Source organism: Neorhizobium alkalisoli (genome assembly GCF_007829835.1).
In the GTDB taxonomy this organism is placed as follows: domain Bacteria; phylum Pseudomonadota; class Alphaproteobacteria; order Rhizobiales; family Rhizobiaceae; genus Neorhizobium.
The window spans coordinates 301,069-319,116 of the sequence record NZ_VIWP01000003.1 but is presented as its reverse complement, the minus strand read 5'-3'; the positions used below and the strand labels follow the sequence as shown (position 1 = coordinate 319,116).

Sequence of the window (18,048 nt, the reverse complement as noted above, 5' to 3'; positions counted from 1 at the left end):
CTTGTCGTACATGTGGATATAGGTCATGTCAACAAGTCATCTTACAGATTGGCGAACTTCCCGCAGCAATGTTCTGTAACGCATCTGCGCGCCGCGCAGGTGCCGGCGCATGGCCTCGCGCGCGCCTTCCTCGTCTCCTTCGGAAATCGCAACGACGATAGCGTCATGTTCGGTATCGAGAAGAGCGATATAGGCGCCCTGATCGGTCTCGCCGTCATCCGGCCGCAGGGCTGCGCGGGGGATGAGGTTCTTGCCGATCATGGTCAAAAATTCGCGGAAACGCGGATTGTTGGTCGCTTCGGCAATGGCCAGATGCAGGGCGAAATCCGCCTCGCTGGTCGGCTTTTCGGCTTCGAGACAGTCACGGACGGCATGATGGCGCTCGAAAATGGCCTCTTCCTGAGCCGGTGACCGCCGCAGCGCCGCAATGCCGGCGGCTTCCACTTCGACGGCGGTTCGCAGCTCCAGAAGCTCGATCATCGACGAAACCTGTGCCAGATCGATATTCATCGGCGACAGAAGCGCCTGCTGGACGGCCGTTCGCGGCTCCAGCACAAAGACGCCGGCGCCCTGGCGCGCCTCGACCATGCGGTCGGCACGCAGGGATGCGATCGCCTCACGCACGACGGTGCGGCTGACGCCATGCGCCTCGGTCAACTGTGCCTCGCTCGGCAGGCGCGAGCCCGGTGGAAACTGCCCACCGGTAATGGCCTGCCGAAGCGTTTCGGCCAGTTGCGACACAAGCGTGCCCGATCCGCGTGTGGGTTCCACTTTCGTTTCGAGGCTCAATCGCTTGTCTCCCTGGGTCTGAGAGGCGGTTTTCTTTGCCGCCATTCGCCGTTCCGGCGAGGTTTTGAATGGTTTCCAACCTATATGATGAGTTTCCGAATTTGTCACGTACAAGTTGGCTTCCGGGCCTCCCTTGTTTCAGCGCAACCTTTCCACCACATGAATCTCCTCTTTCGCGTTCCTTTTCTGCGACGCGACACCCGGAGTTATCATTATGGGTTACATCGATCCCAATCCCCCGATTGCCGAAGGCCAGTTGCTGGACGCCTATTCGGATACGGTTTCAAAGGCCGTCGACCGCGTCGGCCCGGCGGTCAGCCGCATCGAGCGGCTGGATGATCGCGGCCACGGGTCCGGTTTTGCGATTTCGCCGGACGGCCTGATCGTCACCAATCATCACGTGGTCGCCGATGCGCGCACCGTGCGCATCCGAAGTGCCAATGGCGCGGTCGGGCAGGGCAGCGTGCTCGGCCACGACGCCGATACCGATATCGCGCTGATCCGCGCCGACATGGATGTGGCTGCCTGGGCGCGGCTTGGTGATTCCAAGACATTGCGGCGCGGCCATATCGCGATCGCCATCGGCAATCCGCTCGGTTTCGACTGGTCGGTAACATCGGGCGTCGTCTCGGCGCTCGGTCGTTCTATGCGCGCGTCGAACGGAAGGCTGATTGACGATGTCGTGCAGACCGACGCGGCGCTCAATCCCGGCAATTCCGGCGGGCCGCTGGTCTCGTCGGGCGGTGAGGTGGTGGGCGTCAATACGGCCGTGATCCGCGGTGCGCAGGGCATCGCCTTTGCGGTTGCCTCCAACACCGCCAACTTCGTCGTTTCGGAAATTTTGCGGTTCGGCCATGTGCGACGTGCCTTCATCGGTATCGTTGCCGATACGACGGCACTGCCGCGGCGCGTAGCGCTGAAGGCCGGCATGGGCCAGGAGACGACGGTGCGCATCCGCCGTATCGAACCCGGTAGCCCGGCGGAAAAGGCCGGATTGAAGGAGGGCGATTTCATCCTCGCCATCGACGGCCGTCCGGTCGCCGGCGCCGATGACCTGATCCGGCTGCTCGACGGCACGCGGATCGACAGGCAAACGCCCATCACCGTCTATGATCTGGATTCGCAGATCGTCGATAGGGTCATGGTGCCGATTGCGCGCGCTGCGCGTTGACCGTTGCCGACAGTTGAAAGCGCTGCTGCTTCTGACTGAGACGCGGCGCGCCTCAGATTATTGTTTGGCGCATGCCTTTCTCCCGAAACCGGGTGCCACTTTCGGGAGACATGCGCTAGGTTCGGCGGCGTTTTGACGACTGGGAGTGTGCGGTGAGGAAAAGTCTTGGTTTGATTGCTGTTATGGCCATGCTGGCGGCTGGCTCTGCAGAGGCGCAGCAGGCCTGGAAACCGACCGAACAGACCAAGACCTATCCGGTGACCGGCACGTCCGGCATCGAACTCTATTCCTCGATCGGCGAAAACGGCCCCAAGGCCGGCCAGCACGTGCGCGCCATCGCCCATACCGATTTCAAGCTAACCTGGCAGCGCAAATATGAACCGCAGGCTGATGGTTCCTGCATGCTGACGACGGCAAAGCCCAATCTCGTCATCATCTATACGCTACCGAAACTGGCATCGAAACTCTCGCCCGATCTGCAGGCCAAATGGGTGGTCTTCATCGATGGCGTGCGCCGGCACGAGCGGGTTCATGGCGAGATGATCGAAAACCTTGCCCGCAATATCGAACAGGTCAGCATCGGCATTTCTTCGCCGGACGATCCGAAATGCACAAAAGTCCGCGCCGCCCTGCAGGTGAAGATCGGCGAGATCTTTGCGGCCCATCAGCAGCGCAACCGGGATTTCGACAAGGTCGAACTCAGCGATGGCGGCAATGTCCATCAGTTGATCCTAGCACTCGTCAACCAGCGTTGATCGACGGGCCGAGGCTTGTATAGTCCGGGCATTCGTTTTTCCATGCCAGACTTTTCATGCAAGGCCGCATCATGACCCCGTCCAATTCCGCTTCCTCCGCCCAAGCCATTTCCCTCGACGATATCAACGAAGAAGCCCTGCTCGAAGAGCTGCTCCGCTGGGTGGAGATCGAAACCCCGTCGCGCAATGTTAGGGCGATCAACAGCCTCGTTGACCGCGTCGAAGAGCTTGCGCGCGAGGCGGGGATGGAGGTCGAGAGACGGCCGGATACGCTTGGTTTCGGTGATATTCTCACCGTTCGTTCACCGCGGCCGGCCGGCAGCAATGAAAAGACGGTGCTCGTTCTCGCCCATCTCGACACGGTGCATGCGATCGGCGTCATCAACGATCAGCTGAAGCTGCGCCGTGAGGGCGACCGCTATTATGGTCCGGGCATTTACGACATGAAATCCGGAGCGCTGATGGCGCTGGAGGCGATGAAGCTTGCCGTCGCCAAAGGCAGTCGCATGCCGATCGATCTCGTCTTCGTGCCGGACGAGGAAGTGGGCAGCCCCTCCTCACGCGCGTTCATGGAGGAATGCGCGAAAAACGCCGGCTATACGCTGGTGGTCGAACCGGCCCGCGATGGCGGCAAGATCGTCACCTCGCGCAAGGGTGTCGCCATGTATGACGCCGTCGTGCGCGGCCGTGCGGCGCATGCCGGTGCGCGGCCGCAGGATGGCCGAAGCGCCATCCGGGATGCTGCGCGACTGGTGCTGGAACTCGAGGCTCTCAACGATACGGAACGCGGCGTGACCGTGACGGTCGGCACGATCCAGGGCGGAACAGGGCGCAATACCGTTCCTGCCGAATGCCGCCTGCAGATCGACGTACGTGTCCCCGACGACGTGATTGCCCGTGAGATCACCGGAAAAATCGAGGCGATGACGCCTGTCGATCCCGACATCACCTTCGAGATCACCGGCAGGATGAACCGCCCGCCCTTTGCCCAGTCGGAAGCGGGCATGCGCCTGTTCGACAAGGCCGCTGAAATCGCATCCGGTCTCGGGATTGCGCTTGAAGGCATGTCGACGGGCGGTGGTTCGGACGGCAATTTCACCGCGGCGATGGGCGTGCCGACGCTCGACGGTCTTGGTGCCGACGGCGCCAATCCGCATACGTTCAACGAGCATATTCTTGTCTCCAGCCTTAAGCCGCGCACGGCGCTGCTTGCCAATCTGATGGCGACGCTGGAAGCGGATTAGGAATATTGCGGGCGGCTGATCGTCGAGAAGGTTTCGCCACCCTCAGCCATCTGCCTGACTTGCTCGGGCATAGCGGGCGGGCGGCATGCCGGTATATCGGGCAAAGGCAACGCTGAATGTGCTGGCCGATCCGTAACCGACACGTTCGGCGACCTGATCCATGGCCAATTCCCGACTGCGCAGAAGCTGTTTTGCAAGCGCCATGCGCCAGGCCACCAGATATTCCATCGGCGGCAGGCCGACGATACGGCTGAAACGGGCAAAAAATGCCGATCGGGACATGGCGGCTTCGGTCGCCAGATCCGCCACCGTCCAGGGATGGGCCGGGCGGGCGTGCAGGGCGTGAAGTGCTGATGCGAGGCGGTCATCGGCGAGGCCGCGGCTGAGGCTCGGCGCGTCGGTCGCTTCCATGCCGGAGCGCAAGGCTTCGATCAAAAGCACTTCCAGCAGCCGTTCCAGAACGATGTCGCGTGCCGGCCGGCGTGCGCGTGTCTCGTCGCCAACCAATTGCATCAGGGTGGCAAGCCGGGGCTGGCCGCGCACGATGACAACGTCGGGAAGAAGGGATACGAGCAGGGCCGCATCCGGCGCGCCAAAACTGCAATGGCCGATCTGCATGCGCAGATCCGCAGGGCCTTCAAGGCGGCCGCCGCGAAAACGGCCATCGTCAAGTCGCGTCGGGATCGTGGCGGCCAGATCGGCCGGGGCGTCTATACTTTCGTTGACGAGATCGCGCATGGCGGGCACGAGGACGAAATCGCCGGCGTTGAGGATAAACGGTTGTTCCTCTCCGAATCTGACGCGACAACGCCCTTCGAGAATGGCGCAATAAAACGGTTCGCCCGTGCCCTCACGATGAATTCGCCAGCTCCCGGCGCATTCCACTTGTTTTGAAAAACGCGCCGCGGGCTGCAGCAGGGTGACGATTTCTGCAAGAGGGTCTATGGCCATGATCGGGACTGACGCTAAAGAAATGGAGACTGAAGCTTATATCAAGTCTCTCTCCCGGTCACTAGCATGGCTTCATTCCTTTCATCTGGAGAAGTTCATGTCGACGATATTGATTACCGGCTGCTCGTCCGGCTTCGGTCTGGAAACCGCAAAACTGTTTCTCGAGCGCGGATGGGATGTGATCGCCACGATGCGCACGCCTAATGCTGATCTGCTGCCAGCCTCTGAACGGTTGCGCATTCTGGCGCTCGATGTGACCGATCCGGCGAGCATTGCGGATGCCGTGGGGCAGGCCGGCGAGATTGATGTGTTGGTCAACAATGCCGGCTTCGGAGCGCCTTCGCCAGTCGAGCTGACCGATCCCGCGACGACCCGGTCGCTTTTCGAGACGAATACGATCGGCACATTGTCTATGGTTCAGGCCGTCCTGCCGCAAATGCGTCGGCGTAGAGCCGGCGTCATCATCAATGTGACGTCCACGGTGACGGTCAAGGCACTCCCGGTGATCGGGCTGTATCGGGCAAGCAAGGCGGCAGTGGATGCCTTTACCGAAAGCCTGGCGCTGGAAGTTGAGCCGTTCGGCGTGCGCGTGCGTATCGTCCTGCCAGGGCGTTCGCCGGAGACGCGTTTTGGACAGAATGCGCGGCCGCATTTTCGCGGCATGGATGATCCGGACTACGGCCCGATGCTGCAGCAGTTCATTCAGGCTGTGCAGGATGACAAAGGGCCGGTAACCCATGCGCCGGACGTGGCGGCAGCGGTCTGGCGTGCCGCCACGGATGCGTCCGCGCCGCTCAGAATTCCGGGTGGTGCCGATGCCGAATTCTGGATGGCCGAGGCCAGTCTGTAAGCCGATCTGGCGCAAATTTTAGCCTCTATCGACCTGATGGTGAGGCTTGAAGCGGGATCAGAAACAGCGGTTTTTCTGATCCCGATCCTACCGGAGCGGGCGGAAGAAAGCCCTGATTTCCTCAGCCAGCAATTGCGGTTGTTCAAGCGCTGCAAAATGACCGCCGGCCGGCATTTCGGACCAGCGTGTCACATCGGCGACCCGTTCCACCCATGACTGGGGTGGAATGGGCAGTTCCTTCGGAAAATGTGCAATGCCGAAGGACGGGGCAAGCCTTTCGCCAAAGTCAAAAACCAAGGGGTCCAGCCGGTTTTCCTTGTAGAGGCGCAAAGCGCTGTCGAGATTGCCGCTGAACCAGTAGATCGAGATATCCGTCAGCAAGGTGTCGAGGGAGATGATGCTTTCGAGATCACCGTTGCAATCGCTCCAGGCCCGGAATTTTTCGGCGATCCAGGCCGCGAGCCCGACCGGCGAATCCGTCAGCGCGAAGGCAAGGGTCTGCGGTTTCGTGGCATGCAGGGCGGAATAGGCGCCTTCCAGTGCAGACCAGGCAAGGACCCGCTGCTGATAGGCGCTTTCTTCCTGCGTCGGCTCTTCGCCGGGACTCAGTGTCGGTCGGAAACCTGCCGAGACATAGTTCAGATGCACGCCGATCAGATCGGCGGGATAAAGCCGGGCGAGCCAAGTGGAAACACCTGCGCCGATGTCGCCACCCTGGGCGCCGAAACGGCGATAGCCGAGGGTGGTCATCAAGTCATGCCAGATCCCGGCAATGGCTCTGGATCCCGTTCCCGCCTTCAGGGGTGCGGATGAAAAGCCGTAACCGGGCAGGGATGGAACCACGACGTCGAAGGCATCCGCCGGATCGCCGCCATGGGCGCCGGGATCGGTCAGGAGCGGAATGATCCGTTCGAACTCGGTGAAGGAGCCCGGCCAGCCATGCGTCAGCACAAGCGGCATGGGTGCCGGTCCTGTGCCCCTCTTATGGATGAAATGGATATCGAGGCCAGCAATCTCAGTTTTGAAATGCGGCAGCTGATTGAGCCGCGCTTCCTCTGCGCGCCAGTCGAAGCGGTGGCTCCATTGGTGGACGAGTTTCTGCAGGAAGGCGAGGCTCGTGCCGTCTTCCCAGGATGCTGCATCCAGCGTGTTCGGCCAGCGCGTACGGGCGAGGCGGAGCTTGAGGTCGGAGATATCCTCGTCGGGAACATTTATCCTGAAAGGGGAGATGCCCATGTCCGTTCTCCGGGATGTCGAAATTCATCCCTCTCCGTTGTGCTTTGCCGGATCTTACGTCGCCTGTTCTGTCGCCGCTTCCTCGATGACATCCTCCGGAATGTCGTCGAACGACGAATAGTTGAGATTGTAGAGCTTTGAATAAAGCTTGTCGTTCTTCATCAGCGCGGCATGGTTGCCGCTTTCGATCAGCTCGCCGTTCTGCAACACGATGATGCGGTCCGCCTCGCGGATCGTGGCGAGCCGGTGGGCGATGACGAGGCCGGTGCGGCCTTCGAGCAGTTTGACCAGCGCTTTCTGGATCAGCATTTCCGTATAGCTGTCGATATTGGCGGTCGCCTCGTCCAGCACGAGGATCTTTGCATCGGCGACGAGTGCGCGGGCAAAGCTGATCAGCTGCCGCTGGCCGAGCGAAAGATTGCCACCGCGCTGGCCCAGAATGCTGTCATAGCCTTCGGGAAGGCGCATGATGAAGTCATGCGCGCCGACGGCTTTTGCTGCCTCGATCACCTTTTCGCGGCTGGCATCCTTCATGTGATAGCGGATGTTGTCGAAGACGGTGCCGGTGAAGAGATAGGGTTCCTGCAGAACCATGGCGATCTGCCGGCCGAGACTGTCCTGCGTCAGGTCGCGCACGTCATGGCCACCGACCAGAACCTCGCCTTGCTGCACATCGTAGAACCGATGAATCAGCGACATGCAGCTCGATTTGCCCGAGCCGGTCGGGCCGACCAGCGCCACCGTCTCGCCGGGGTTCACCTTGAAGCTCACATGTTTCAGCACCGGATGTTTTGGATTGTAGCCGAAGACCACATCCCTGAATTCCACCGAGCCATCCATGTCCGGCGACAAGGTTTTGGCATCGGGCGCATCCTGGATATCGACCGGCACGTCAAGCACTTCCGTCAGCCGCTGGCCAGACGCCATGGCGCGCTGCATCACCGAATATTGCAGGGTGAGCGAGCGGATCGGGTCGAAAAAGCGCTGGATGTAGAAGAGGAAGGCGACCATGACGCCGACATCGAGCGCCTGGTTCAGCACCCGCGCACCGCCGACGACGATGACCAGCGCCATGGCAAGACCAGTCAAAGAATCGACGATCGGCACCATGACCTGCGCGTATCGCGCTGCGGATAGATGGGTCATGAGGTTGGCGCGGGCCTTGTCGTCGTAGAGCGCGAAATTGATGCGCTCGCGGTCCATGCTCTGCACGGCGCGCACGCCGTGGATCGCTTCGGCCAATGCGCCATTGGCGATCGAATTCGTCTCATGCGCCGCCATGAAGGATTTTCGCGCACGCGGCAGCCAGAAGATGCGGACGATGAACAGGACGGGCAGGGCAGACAGCGTCAGCAGGCCGAGCTTGAAATCGAGCGTCAGCATGACGATGACGATGCCGAACAGGAGCGTGATATCGCCGACCGAAAGCACCGAGGTTTCGAGAAATTCCTGCATGGAATTGACGTCGCCCTGCAGGCGCGACATCAGCCGCCCGACTTCCGTCTTGTCCATCCAGGACAGCGAGACGCGCTGCAGATGCGAGAACATCGCCCGGCGGATGTCGAACAACACATCTTCCGCGACGCCGCCGACCAGGGTTTCCTGGGCATAGCTCGCGACGAAATTGACGAGAATGGCGGCGGCAAAGCCGGCTATGCACCAGTAGAGAACTGTGTGGCTCGCATTGCCCGGCTGCATGCCGTTGTCGATTGCGTAGCGGATGATCAGCGGGATGATGAGCTGCATGGCGGTGAAGGCGAGAACGGCGGCCACCGCGAGATAGATCTTCGTGCGGTAAGGGTTCACGAAGGCCCAGATGCGGCGGATGATGTTGCTGTCGAACACTTTTCCGAAGATTTCTTCCTCGATGCGGTGCGAGCCGACCACGGCGCGAGGCGGGCGTCTGCCGTCTTCTCTGATGTCCGGGCGTTCGGTTTCGAGTTCTTCCGACATTTTTTCTGTCCTTACGCCGTCAACGCATCGTCGCGCCCATCGTCTCCAGGCCGAACCTGGAGGTCGTAGAGCGCCTTGTAGCGGCCACCGGCGGCGATGAGTTCGTCATGGGTGCCGCTTTCGACGATCCGGCCGTCTTCCATGAAAAGGATACGGTCGGCGTGCATCAGCGAGCTCAGGCGATGCGCGACGATCAGCGTGACGCGATCGGCGGCATATCTGCGCATGGCGCTGCGGATCCGGCTTTCGGTCGCCGCATCGATTGCTGCGGTCGAATCGTCGAAGACCATGACGGCGGGACGCAGCATCAGGGCGCGGGCGATCGACAGGCGCTGCCTCTGGCCGCCCGAGAGCGAGACGCCGCGTTCGCCGACGACCGTCTCGTAGCCGGTCGGCAGGCCCAGCACGTAATTGTGCAATTGCGCGCTTTCGCTGGCCCGCTCGATGCGGCTTTCCTGCGCCCATGGGTCGCCATAGGCGATGTTGTTCTCGATCGTCGTGGTGAAGAGAAAGCTGTCCTGCTGCACGACGACCACCTTGCGGCGCAGCGATTGCAGCGTGATATCGCGGATATCCTGTCCGTCGATGGTGATGCGGCCGCTGCCGACATCGTAGAAGCGCGGAATGAGGTGGGCGAGGGTGGACTTGCCGCTGCCGGGCGGGCCGACAATGCCGATCGTCTCGCCGCGCTTCGCCTCGAAGGTGACGTTGGTCAGGACCTCGTTGGTCTCTGCGGATGGATAGGCGAAGCCGACATTCTCGAAACAGAGCGTGCCTTCGGTGACTTTCAGCTCGGGCGCGCCCTTGCGGTCCCGGATCGCGACTTCGAGATCCAGCAGTTCGAACAGGCGGGCGCCGCAGGTGGAGGCGCGGGCAAAGGCGTTGACCATCAAGCCGAGCTGGCGCACCGGCATCTGCAATATGGTCATGAAGGTGAGGAAGGAGGTGAGCGTGCCGACCGTGATCTCGCCAGAAATCACCTTGAGGCCGCCGACCCAAAGCACGAGGCCCATGGAGGCGAAGAAGGAGAGCGTCATGGCGCTGGTATTGGCGACACGGATTCCGACGCGCTGATGGGCGAGCGATACGGCGCTTTGCGAGGCGGCGTCGAATTTTTCCATCTCGTGATTTTGGGCCGCGAAGGCGCGCACGACGCGGATGCCGCCGAGATTTTCCTCCATGACGCGGGTCAGGACCGACAGCCTTTCTTGAAGGTCGAGCCAAGTGGCGCGCAGGCGAAGCTGGGTGACGGAGGACCGCCAGCCGACGAAGGGCACGAAGCTCAGGGCAAGCAGGCCGAGAACGAGATCCGTCGAAATCAGCAGATAGGCGCCGATGCCGATCAGCATGGAGAGCAGGAAGACGCGCACGAGCGCCGTCGAGAAATACATGCGCACGCCTTCCAGATCGAGCAGGCCGACGGTGATCAGGTCGCCGGAATGTATGCTGTCGTGGAAGGAGAAGGACAGGCGCTGGATCTTTTCGTAACAGGCCAGCCGCAGCCGGTAGCCCATGTGGTGGCCGACGGCCTCGCTGTAATAGTTCTGGACCAGCGTGAAGATGCCGCGCAGCACGCTGGCGCCGAGCAGCAAAAGGGCGGTCGTCAGCAGCGCATCCTGTGCTGCTTGGCCGGCTGCACCGCCCGTTAGCGCCACCTGCGTATTGTCGACGGCCTGACCGAGCAGGCGCGGAATGGTGAGCTGAAAAGCCGAAGCGATCAGCGTCGCGCCGATGGCGGCACCCGCCTGCCAGGGATGGCGGAAGGCCATGACGGTGATGCGCGTGAGGATGGACAGGCCCTTGCCCCAACCGGCTGCCTTTGCCAGCGCCAGAGAAGCCGACGGCTTTACGGCGCGCACTGTCGTGTCGCTGCTCACGATACTATTCCAAATGATTCAATGGACGGGCCCAAAATACCCGCGATGAAGGCCATTGTGAGGTGAAGATGGTTTGCCTGTCTAGCCAACATGCGTGATGAGTCGCGTCAACAGATTTGATAAAGGGCAAGGCCGGCGCTGCGTTGAGCCGCTTCCCTTGCGTGTCGTTTTCGTCGCATAAGGTTGCAACGATCATCGATCCGAAACGCATTCAGAAACGAGCATCATGACGACCGGCCTGCATCACATCACTGCCATCACCCGCAAGATCCAGGCGAATGTCGATTTTTACGTCGGCTTTCTGGGGCTGCGCCTCGTCAAGCGCACGGCCGGTTTTGAGGATGCGCAGCAGTTGCACCTGTTTTATGGCGATGGCGCCGCATCGCCCGGTTCGCTCATCACCTTTCTCGCCTGGGAGGATGGCTCGCTCGGGCGTGTCGGGCATGGCGCGACCAGCGAGATCGCCTTTGCGATCGAACCGGAGGCGATCGGCTTCTGGCTGACACGGGCGCTGCAGTTCAACGTCAAGCTTTCCGGTCCGGCGCAGGAGTTTGGCCAGCCAGTTCTGCGGCTGACCGATCCCGACGGGATCATCGTCAAGCTGGTCGGTACGGAAACGGTGTCGCCCTGGGTCTGGTGGCCGCAAGGCGGTATTGCCGAAGCAGATGCGATCCGCCGGCTAAAGGGAGCCACCATCCTCTCCGAAAAGCCGGAGGCGACCGCCGAATTCCTAACGAAACATATGGGGCTTTCGCTAGGCGCCAAGGAAGGCACGATCCAGCGGCTGACGTCAGAGGCTGGCGATATCGTCGATGTGCGCGATGCGGCCGGTTTCTGGACGGCGGCACCCGGTACCGGCGCGATCGACCATATCGCGCTGCGTGCGCCTGACCGGGCCAAGGTGGAGGCTGTCTATGCAGCACTCGAGGCCGACAATGCCGGCGAGATGAACATCCATGACCGGCATTATTTCTTCTCGCTTTATGTCCGCGAGCCGGGCGGGACGCTGATCGAGTTCGCCAGCGATACGCCCGGATTTACCGCCGACGAGACGCTGGAAGAACTCGGCGTCGAGCTCTTCATTCCAAAACATTTCAAGGTCGATCCCGATGAGCTGAAGGTGATGCTGCCGCAATTCGGCCTGCCGGGCGAGGAGCGCGTCACCTATCGCGACCTCGACTTCGTCCACCGCATCCACATGCCGGAAAATCCGGACGGCTCGACGCTTGTCATGTTGCATGGTTCCGGCGGCAGCGAGGCGGATATTTTGCCACTCGGCCGCAAGGTCGCGCCGAATGCGATGCTGATCGGCGTGCGTGGCCGGGCGACGGAGGAGGGCATTGCCCGCTATTTCCGGCGTTTCGGCACGATGGTTTTTGACCAGAAGGATATTGCAGCCGAGGCCGCGGCCTTTGCCGGTTTCGCCGAGGATATCGGTGCCGCCTATGGTGTCGATCCGGCGCGGACGACGTTTATCGGTTATTCCAATGGCGGCAATATGCTGGGCGCCGTCATGCAGCTTCATCCCGGCGTCATCGGCAGGGCGGTGATGCTGCGGCCGATGAACGTGCTGGACGAGGTCACGGATGCTGATCTCTCCGGCACACAGGTCCTTTCCGTCAGCGCCAAGCAGGATCTTTATGCACCTTACGCAGCGCCGATCGAAAAGCGGCTGGTGGATGCGGGCGCGACCGTCACGGCGCGGCGGATCGATGACGGGCATCCGCTCAGCCCTGCCGATGTCGCGATCATTCGCGAATGGCTCGATAACCTTTTGGCTGACCACTCATGACCGGTGCTGCCGTCTTGTCCAGGCCTCTCGAAGCCAAAGGAAACCTGCCCGTCTTCTGTGCCGATATCGGCGGCTCCTTCATGAAGTTCGCCGTCTCCGCTATGCCGGGCGCGTTGACGCTGCTTGAGCGGGTGCCGACGCCGGCTGCAAACTGGGACGATTTTTGCGGGGCACTTTCGGCGCTCGTGACGCGACACGCAGACAAGGGCGATCCGGCATCGCCGCTGGCTTTGTCGATTGCCGGGCTCGTCGATCCGCGCGATGGCGTGGCGACCTCCGCCAACATCCCCTGCATTACCGGTCGTCGGATCGGCGATGCGCTCTCCGAGGTTCTCGGCCGGCCGGTGCTGGCTGCCAATGATGCCGATTGTCTGACGCTTGCCGAAGTCAATGAGGGCGCGGGACGGGGGCATGACGTCGTCTTCTGCGCGATCATGGGGACGGGGGTCGGTGGCGGTCTGGCGATCGGTGGGAAAATGGTGCTCGGCGCAGGTGGTGTCACCGGCGAATGGGGCCATGGGCCGATCCTCAACACGATGATCGAGGTGGATGGCGAGACGCTGCATATTCCGCGCTTTGCCTGCGGCTGCGGCCAGTCGGGTTGCGCCGATACGATCGGCGGCGCGCGCGGTATCGAGCGGCTGCATCAATTTCTGCATGGTTGCGAGGAGACGAGCCACGGCATTCTCGATCAATGGCAGGCCGGTGAAGCGAAAGCGGGCAAGACAGTGTCGGCCTTTCTGGAACTGATCGCCGATCCGCTTGCGCTTGTGGTCAACATGACCGGAGCCTCGATCGTGCCGGTCGGTGGAGGTCTCGGTTCGGTGACATCGCTGATTTCCGCGCTCGATGTGGCTGTGCGTAAGCGTATCCTGAACAGGTTCGACCGGGTTCTGGTGACGCCGGCCTTGCGGCAGGATGACGGCGGACTTGCTGGAGCGGCAGTGCTCGGCCATCAGGGAGTGCGGCCATGAGCGTTCTTCTCGAAGTCTGCGTCGACAGTCCGCAGGGGCTGGAAGCTGCGATTGCCGGTGGTGCGGACCGGATCGAACTCTGTGCGGCGCTCGATGTCGGCGGGCTCACGCCTTCATCCGGACTGATGGCGCTGGCCGCCAAGGTGCCGGTGCCTGTCTATGCCATGATCCGGCCGAGGGCGGGTGATTTCGTCTTCGATGAAGCGGACGAAGCAGCGATGCTGGCGGATATCGATGCCGTCCGGTCGTTCGGGCTTGCCGGCGTCGTGATCGGCGCCAACCTGCCGGACATGCGGCTCGATATCTGCCTGCTTGAGCGGCTTGTTTCCCATTCGGCAGGCCTTGGCCTGACACTGCACCGGGCTTTCGATCTCGTTCAGGACCCTTTCGAGGCCGTCGATCAGGCGGCAGATCTCGGCGTCGAGCGGATCTTGACATCCGGTCTTGGCCCGCGTGCACCTGAGAGGCTGGATCTGTTGGCCGCCCTCAAGGCAAGGGCGCAGGGCAAAATATCGATCATGCCCGGAAGCGGGATCAATGCCGAGAATGCTGCGGAGCTTGTGCGGCGCACGGGCGTGTCGGAAATCCACAGTTCCTGCCGAAAGCCGGTCGAGGCACGCGATCGGCGCAGCGTCGAGTTCGGCTTCGAGATGCCGACGTCATACAAGACCAGCCGGGAAGCGGTGGCAGGCCTGCGTTCGGTTCTTTCCGGATTTTAAGCTGGTCTGAAAAAGACTTCGCGGCGGATCATGTGTGAGGATGATCCGCCGCGCGTTGCTGGGAGGCGCGTCATTCTTGGGGGAAGAGGACTTTGGAGATTGGTGGCCACCTGGGAGAAAGCGCCACCGTCTCTTTTCAGTCTACGCGCACAAACCTCCCAGCGCTTGGAAATCCTTGATCTGGACGCAGCGGACGCTCTGGAGCTTGATCAGCCCGGCGGCGCGCAGCTTGGCGAAAACCCGGGATACGGTCTCGATCGTCAGGCCGAGGTAATCGGCGATATCGAGACGCGACATCGGCAGGTCGAAATGGTTGAGGCTGCCCTGGCGGTTGGCCATGTCGAGCAGGAAGCCGACAATCCGTTCTACGGCCGTCTGGCGTCCGATCACGGTCAGATGTTCCTGGGCGCGCATCATGCCGCGCAGTGCCAGGATGAGCAGTTCCGGCGAAGCCTGACCGTCCGGCTGGCGGGAGATCCGCACGCCGGTCGGCACCATGGCTTCGGCGAAGAAGCTGTGGCTGCGTTCCGCCTCGAAACCGAACGTCTCGCCGGCAAGGTAGAAGGCGATGACCTGGCGCCGGCCATCGGAGAGAAGTCGGTGAAGACGCACTGCACCGAATTCCACTTCGTAGAGGTTTCCGGCCTGTTCGCCCGGGACGTAAATTTCTGCTCCGCCTGCAAAAGTGGTCAGCGGAGAGGTTTTCTGATTCCCGATCATCGAGGGGGGGAAGGCAATCGGGGTCGAGCCAGTTTTGGTCTCTATGCTGCGTGCAGTAATGCTCATCAGAAATCCTCTCCGTGACAGGTACAGAATGCCTGAAACGGAAGGCTCGGATAATTCGGTTGTAACACTACGGGATAATACGTAGCGCATCCCTTGTGTGCTCCAGATGGACGCAGAGGATGTGCTGGCGATCTGTGTCTGCAGGATCGGGTCTTCCGAAGATCGCTTCCGATTTCGGGCCGTTTCTGTTTTGGCCGGCTATTCCGGCGCCAGCACCCTTGCCGGGGCGGCAAGATCCTTGACGAGGCGCAGAAGCTCTGCCCCGTCGAAGGGCTTGGTCAGGATCTTTGCCAGGTTGTCGTCGGCAACCGGCGACAGGCCGTCGGCGAGCATGATCACCCTGTTTTCGGGATTGGCCACAAAATCAAAGGCTTCATCGGAGTTGCGGACGATGTGGTCGTCTATGACGACACAGAGCCATGATGCCAGCAGGCCGCCCTTCTTCCAGCGTTCGAACGCCGCTACACAGAAGCCCTCGACCTCCAACGCGAAGGTGAGCGACTGCCTCAGGGCCAGATCGGGCGCGAATACGGCGATGGTTCCTGTGGGAGATGGCAAGGTTTTTCTCTGACCAAGAGCATGCGGCATTGCCGCAGGAAGCGGTAGTTAAAACCTTTATGGTCGAGTAAACTTTGCGCTAGATCAAAAAATGCCAACTATTTTAGGGTGTCGAAATGATCTGCCAGATTGCATTCAGTGCGGGCCGAAACCTGCCGCGATTGCCATGCGGACAAGCTGCGGCAGGCTGCGGGCCTTCATCTTCGTCATGACATTGGCGCGATGCACCTCGACGGTGCGCGGGCTGATGTCGAGATCATAGGCAATCGATTTGTTCGGCAGGCCGGCGACCACGGCCGAGAGAACCTGACGCTCCCGATCGCTCAGGGAGTGCAGCCTGCCCAGCACTTCCTGCAGGTCGTCGAGTTCGACTGGCCTGTCGCTCAGAAGCCGTGCTGCGCGTTCGATCGCCTCGACGATGACGCTGTCCTGAAACGGTTTTTCGATAAAGTCGACGGCGCCGTTCTTCATCGCCTCGACGGCGAGCGGCACGTCGCCATGACCGCTGATGACGATCGCGGGAACCTTGATCTTAGCCGCTGCAAGGCTCTTGATCAGCTCTATGCCGCTGATGTCGGGCATTCTGAGGTCGGTGATCAGCACGCCGTTGAGCATGCCCGGCGCGAACTGCAGGAACCCGTTCGCGCTCTCGTGCATACGTACCGCAAATCCGTTCATCGTCAGCATGAAGGCGAGCGATTTGCGCACGGCCTCTTCATCATCGACGATATGGACCACGTAGTCAGCGGTCGGCATTATCGCTTTCCTCCTTGTCTATGGGGACGGTGAAACGGAAGGTCGCACCACCGGCAGAATTGCTGGAGACCGTCATCTCTCCACCATGAGCTTCCACGATGCGCTTGCAGATGGAAAGCCCTATTCCCATTCCGCCTGCTTTCGTGGTGACGAAAGGCTGAAAAAGCTGGCCGGCGATCTCGTCGGATATGCCCGGACCGGTATCCTCGACAACGACCATAACCTCATCGTCATCGTTGACCACCGTGCTGACCGAAAGCTCACGCCGTTCGCTGTCGCGCATCGCCTCGATCGCGTTGCGCATGAGGTTGGTCAAGACCTGCTGGATCTGGATCCGGTCGACGATCACCGTCTCGGGGCCGGGGGAGAAATGGAAAAGCGTGCGCACGCCCTTTTCGCGTGAGCCGACCAGAGCAAGTGCCGCAGCCTCTTCAACAAGCCGGCGGATATTGTGCGGCGCCTTCTCCGTTTCGCCCTTGGTGACGAATTCCCGCAGATGCTTGATGATCTGGCCGGCGCGCAAAGACTGCTGCGCGGTTTCCTCGAGCGCATCGCGCATCCTGACCGCCGTCTCGTCGTCGAGGTCGCGTAGCAGGCGCGAGCAGCCGTGGACGTAATTGGCGATCGCCGAGAGTGGCTGATTGAGCTCGTGGGCAAGGGTCGAGGCCATTTCCCCCATTTCGTTGAGCCGCGCCAGACGGGCGAGCTCGCCTTGGATTTCCTGCAGGCGTGCTGCCGATTCGGCGCGCTCCGTCAGGTCGCGGACAAAGCCCGTGAAGAAGGTCTCTCCACCCGAGCGCGTCTCGCCGACGGCGAGCTTCATCGGGAAGGTCGAGCCGTCCTTGCGCTTGCCGACAACGACGCGGTCGCGGCCGATGATGCGTTTTTCGCCGGTGCGCAGGTAACGGTCGAGATAACCATCATGTTCGTGATGATAGGGTTCCGGCATCAGCATGCGCAGGTTCTCGCCGATCACCTCGTCCGGCGCATAACCGAACTGACGAACGGCGGCCGAGTTGAAGGAGATGATCGTGCCGTCCTTCTTGCTGACGATCGTGGCATCCAGAACCGTGTCGAGGATGGATTCGAGATGTGCCTCGCGGGTCTCCGCCCTCGTCTGCGCCTGTTTGATGACGATGCGGGCGACATGAAGCGCCTTGCCCATCAGGGCGATCGCGAGGCCCGAAACCAGGACGACGATCATTTCCCAGAGACCGGCGCCTTCGGTCGTCAGTTCCTTGAGCGCCCAGATGGCGAGTGCCGAAAGGCCGACGGTGAAGACCGATGGCGTCAGGCCACCGATGACGGCCGCAACGAGGATGGGGGGGATGAAGAAAATGAAGGTCGCCTTGTCGGCAAGCGGGCCGGCGAGCAGGAGGCGCAGAATAAACATGAAGACCACGCCGCCGGTGACGATGGCGTAGATCTCCCTTGCTGAGAACTGCCGCTCCAGCACCGAATGCACGAAGCTTTCCGTCCGTCCTGTCATCGCGTCTTTAGCCATAGAGGGTCACCGAATGCGAGACTGCCGGCATGGTCCTCGCCGCGAAAGGGGCATTCAAAATGCCGTTTGTCAATTTGCGTTGTAGCACGAGCTGAAATGCAACGTCCAATGGGCAGGCGCGATGGGCTGGGTC

The 18,048-nt window shown here is 61.5% G+C and carries 16 protein-coding genes; 7 read left to right on the top strand and 9 right to left on the bottom strand.

Annotated features, from left to right (window positions below):
• Positions 1-36: 36 nt before the first annotated feature.
• On the bottom strand, positions 37-834 hold the full coding sequence (locus FHW37_RS12335) for a FadR/GntR family transcriptional regulator (protein WP_186458238.1): 798 nt from the start codon (positions 832-834) through the stop codon (positions 37-39).
• 169 nt (positions 835-1,003) lie between these two features.
• On the opposite strand from FHW37_RS12335, the gene FHW37_RS12330 reads away from it, so the two are divergent.
• The 3 genes from FHW37_RS12330 to FHW37_RS12320 all read left to right on the top strand — a co-directional run bounded on the left by FHW37_RS12330 (position 1,004) and on the right by FHW37_RS12320 (position 3,959).
• Positions 1,004-1,960 carry a S1C family serine protease gene (locus FHW37_RS12330; protein ID WP_145636670.1) on the top strand — a complete coding sequence of 319 codons (957 nt, stop codon included), beginning with the start codon at positions 1,004-1,006 and terminating at the stop codon, positions 1,958-1,960.
• 170 nt (positions 1,961-2,130) lie between these two features.
• Positions 2,131-2,715 carry a DUF922 domain-containing Zn-dependent protease gene (locus FHW37_RS12325; protein WP_348642839.1) on the top strand — a complete coding sequence of 195 codons (585 nt, stop codon included), beginning with the start codon at positions 2,131-2,133 and terminating at the stop codon, positions 2,713-2,715.
• A gap of 71 nt (positions 2,716-2,786) precedes the next feature.
• Positions 2,787-3,959 carry a M20 family metallopeptidase gene (locus FHW37_RS12320; RefSeq protein WP_145636668.1) on the top strand — a complete coding sequence of 391 codons (1,173 nt, stop codon included), beginning with the start codon at positions 2,787-2,789 and terminating at the stop codon, positions 3,957-3,959.
• Positions 3,960-4,001: 42 nt separating this feature from the next.
• Here FHW37_RS12320 and FHW37_RS12315 read toward each other — a convergent pair whose 3' ends face one another.
• Positions 4,002-4,910 (bottom strand): AraC family transcriptional regulator, encoded by a 909-nt coding sequence (locus FHW37_RS12315; RefSeq protein WP_145636665.1) that lies wholly within the window; start codon positions 4,908-4,910, stop codon positions 4,002-4,004.
• A 97-nt stretch (positions 4,911-5,007) separates the two neighbouring features.
• Here FHW37_RS12315 and FHW37_RS12310 point away from each other — a divergent pair, with 97 nt between their 5' ends.
• Positions 5,008-5,760, top strand: coding sequence for an SDR family oxidoreductase (locus FHW37_RS12310; protein ID WP_145636663.1), 753 nt, complete (start codon positions 5,008-5,010; stop codon positions 5,758-5,760).
• An 87-nt stretch (positions 5,761-5,847) separates the two neighbouring features.
• Here FHW37_RS12310 and FHW37_RS12305 read toward each other — a convergent pair whose 3' ends face one another.
• From FHW37_RS12305 to FHW37_RS12295, 3 genes are read right to left on the bottom strand one after another with little or no spacing between them, the layout of a single operon-like run.
• The gene (locus FHW37_RS12305; protein WP_145636661.1) at positions 5,848-6,996 is read right to left on the bottom strand and encodes an epoxide hydrolase family protein; all 1,149 of its coding nucleotides are present in this window, start codon (positions 6,994-6,996) and stop codon (positions 5,848-5,850) included.
• Between the two features lie 54 nt (positions 6,997-7,050).
• Positions 7,051-8,949, bottom strand: a complete 1,899-nt coding sequence (locus FHW37_RS12300) for an ABC transporter ATP-binding protein (protein WP_145636659.1) — start codon at positions 8,947-8,949, stop codon at positions 7,051-7,053.
• An 11-nt stretch (positions 8,950-8,960) separates the two neighbouring features.
• Positions 8,961-10,826 (bottom strand): ABC transporter ATP-binding protein, encoded by a 1,866-nt coding sequence (locus FHW37_RS12295; RefSeq protein ID WP_186458237.1) that lies wholly within the window; start codon positions 10,824-10,826, stop codon positions 8,961-8,963.
• 226 nt (positions 10,827-11,052) lie between these two features.
• On the opposite strand from FHW37_RS12295, the gene FHW37_RS12290 reads away from it, so the two are divergent.
• From FHW37_RS12290 to FHW37_RS12280, 3 genes are read left to right on the top strand one after another with little or no spacing between them, the layout of a single operon-like run.
• Positions 11,053-12,618 (top strand): VOC family protein, encoded by a 1,566-nt coding sequence (locus FHW37_RS12290; RefSeq protein WP_145636657.1) that lies wholly within the window; start codon positions 11,053-11,055, stop codon positions 12,616-12,618.
• Positions 12,619-12,632: 14 nt separating this feature from the next.
• On the top strand, positions 12,633-13,592 hold the full coding sequence (locus FHW37_RS12285) for an ROK family protein (protein ID WP_281407248.1): 960 nt from the start codon (positions 12,633-12,635) through the stop codon (positions 13,590-13,592).
• A complete protein-coding gene (locus FHW37_RS12280; RefSeq protein ID WP_145636653.1) occupies positions 13,589-14,311 on the top strand; it encodes a copper homeostasis protein CutC in 723 nt (240 codons plus the stop codon). The genes FHW37_RS12285 and FHW37_RS12280 overlap by 4 nt, the downstream gene beginning before the upstream one ends.
• 141 nt (positions 14,312-14,452) lie before the next feature.
• Here FHW37_RS12280 and FHW37_RS12275 read toward each other — a convergent pair whose 3' ends face one another.
• From FHW37_RS12275 to FHW37_RS12260, 4 genes are all read right to left on the bottom strand, one after another.
• The gene (locus tag FHW37_RS12275) at positions 14,453-15,097 is read right to left on the bottom strand and encodes a helix-turn-helix domain-containing protein (RefSeq protein WP_145636651.1); all 645 of its coding nucleotides are present in this window, start codon (positions 15,095-15,097) and stop codon (positions 14,453-14,455) included.
• Between the two features lie 198 nt (positions 15,098-15,295).
• A complete protein-coding gene (locus FHW37_RS12270; protein ID WP_145636648.1) occupies positions 15,296-15,655 on the bottom strand; it encodes a hypothetical protein in 360 nt (119 codons plus the stop codon).
• A 135-nt stretch (positions 15,656-15,790) separates the two neighbouring features.
• Positions 15,791-16,411, bottom strand: a complete 621-nt coding sequence (gene fixJ / locus FHW37_RS12265) for a response regulator FixJ (protein ID WP_145636646.1) — start codon at positions 16,409-16,411, stop codon at positions 15,791-15,793.
• A complete protein-coding gene (locus FHW37_RS12260) occupies positions 16,398-17,915 on the bottom strand; it encodes a PAS domain S-box protein (RefSeq protein WP_145636644.1) in 1,518 nt (505 codons plus the stop codon). The genes fixJ and FHW37_RS12260 overlap by 14 nt, the downstream gene beginning before the upstream one ends.
• Between the last annotated feature and the right edge of the window lie 133 nt (positions 17,916-18,048).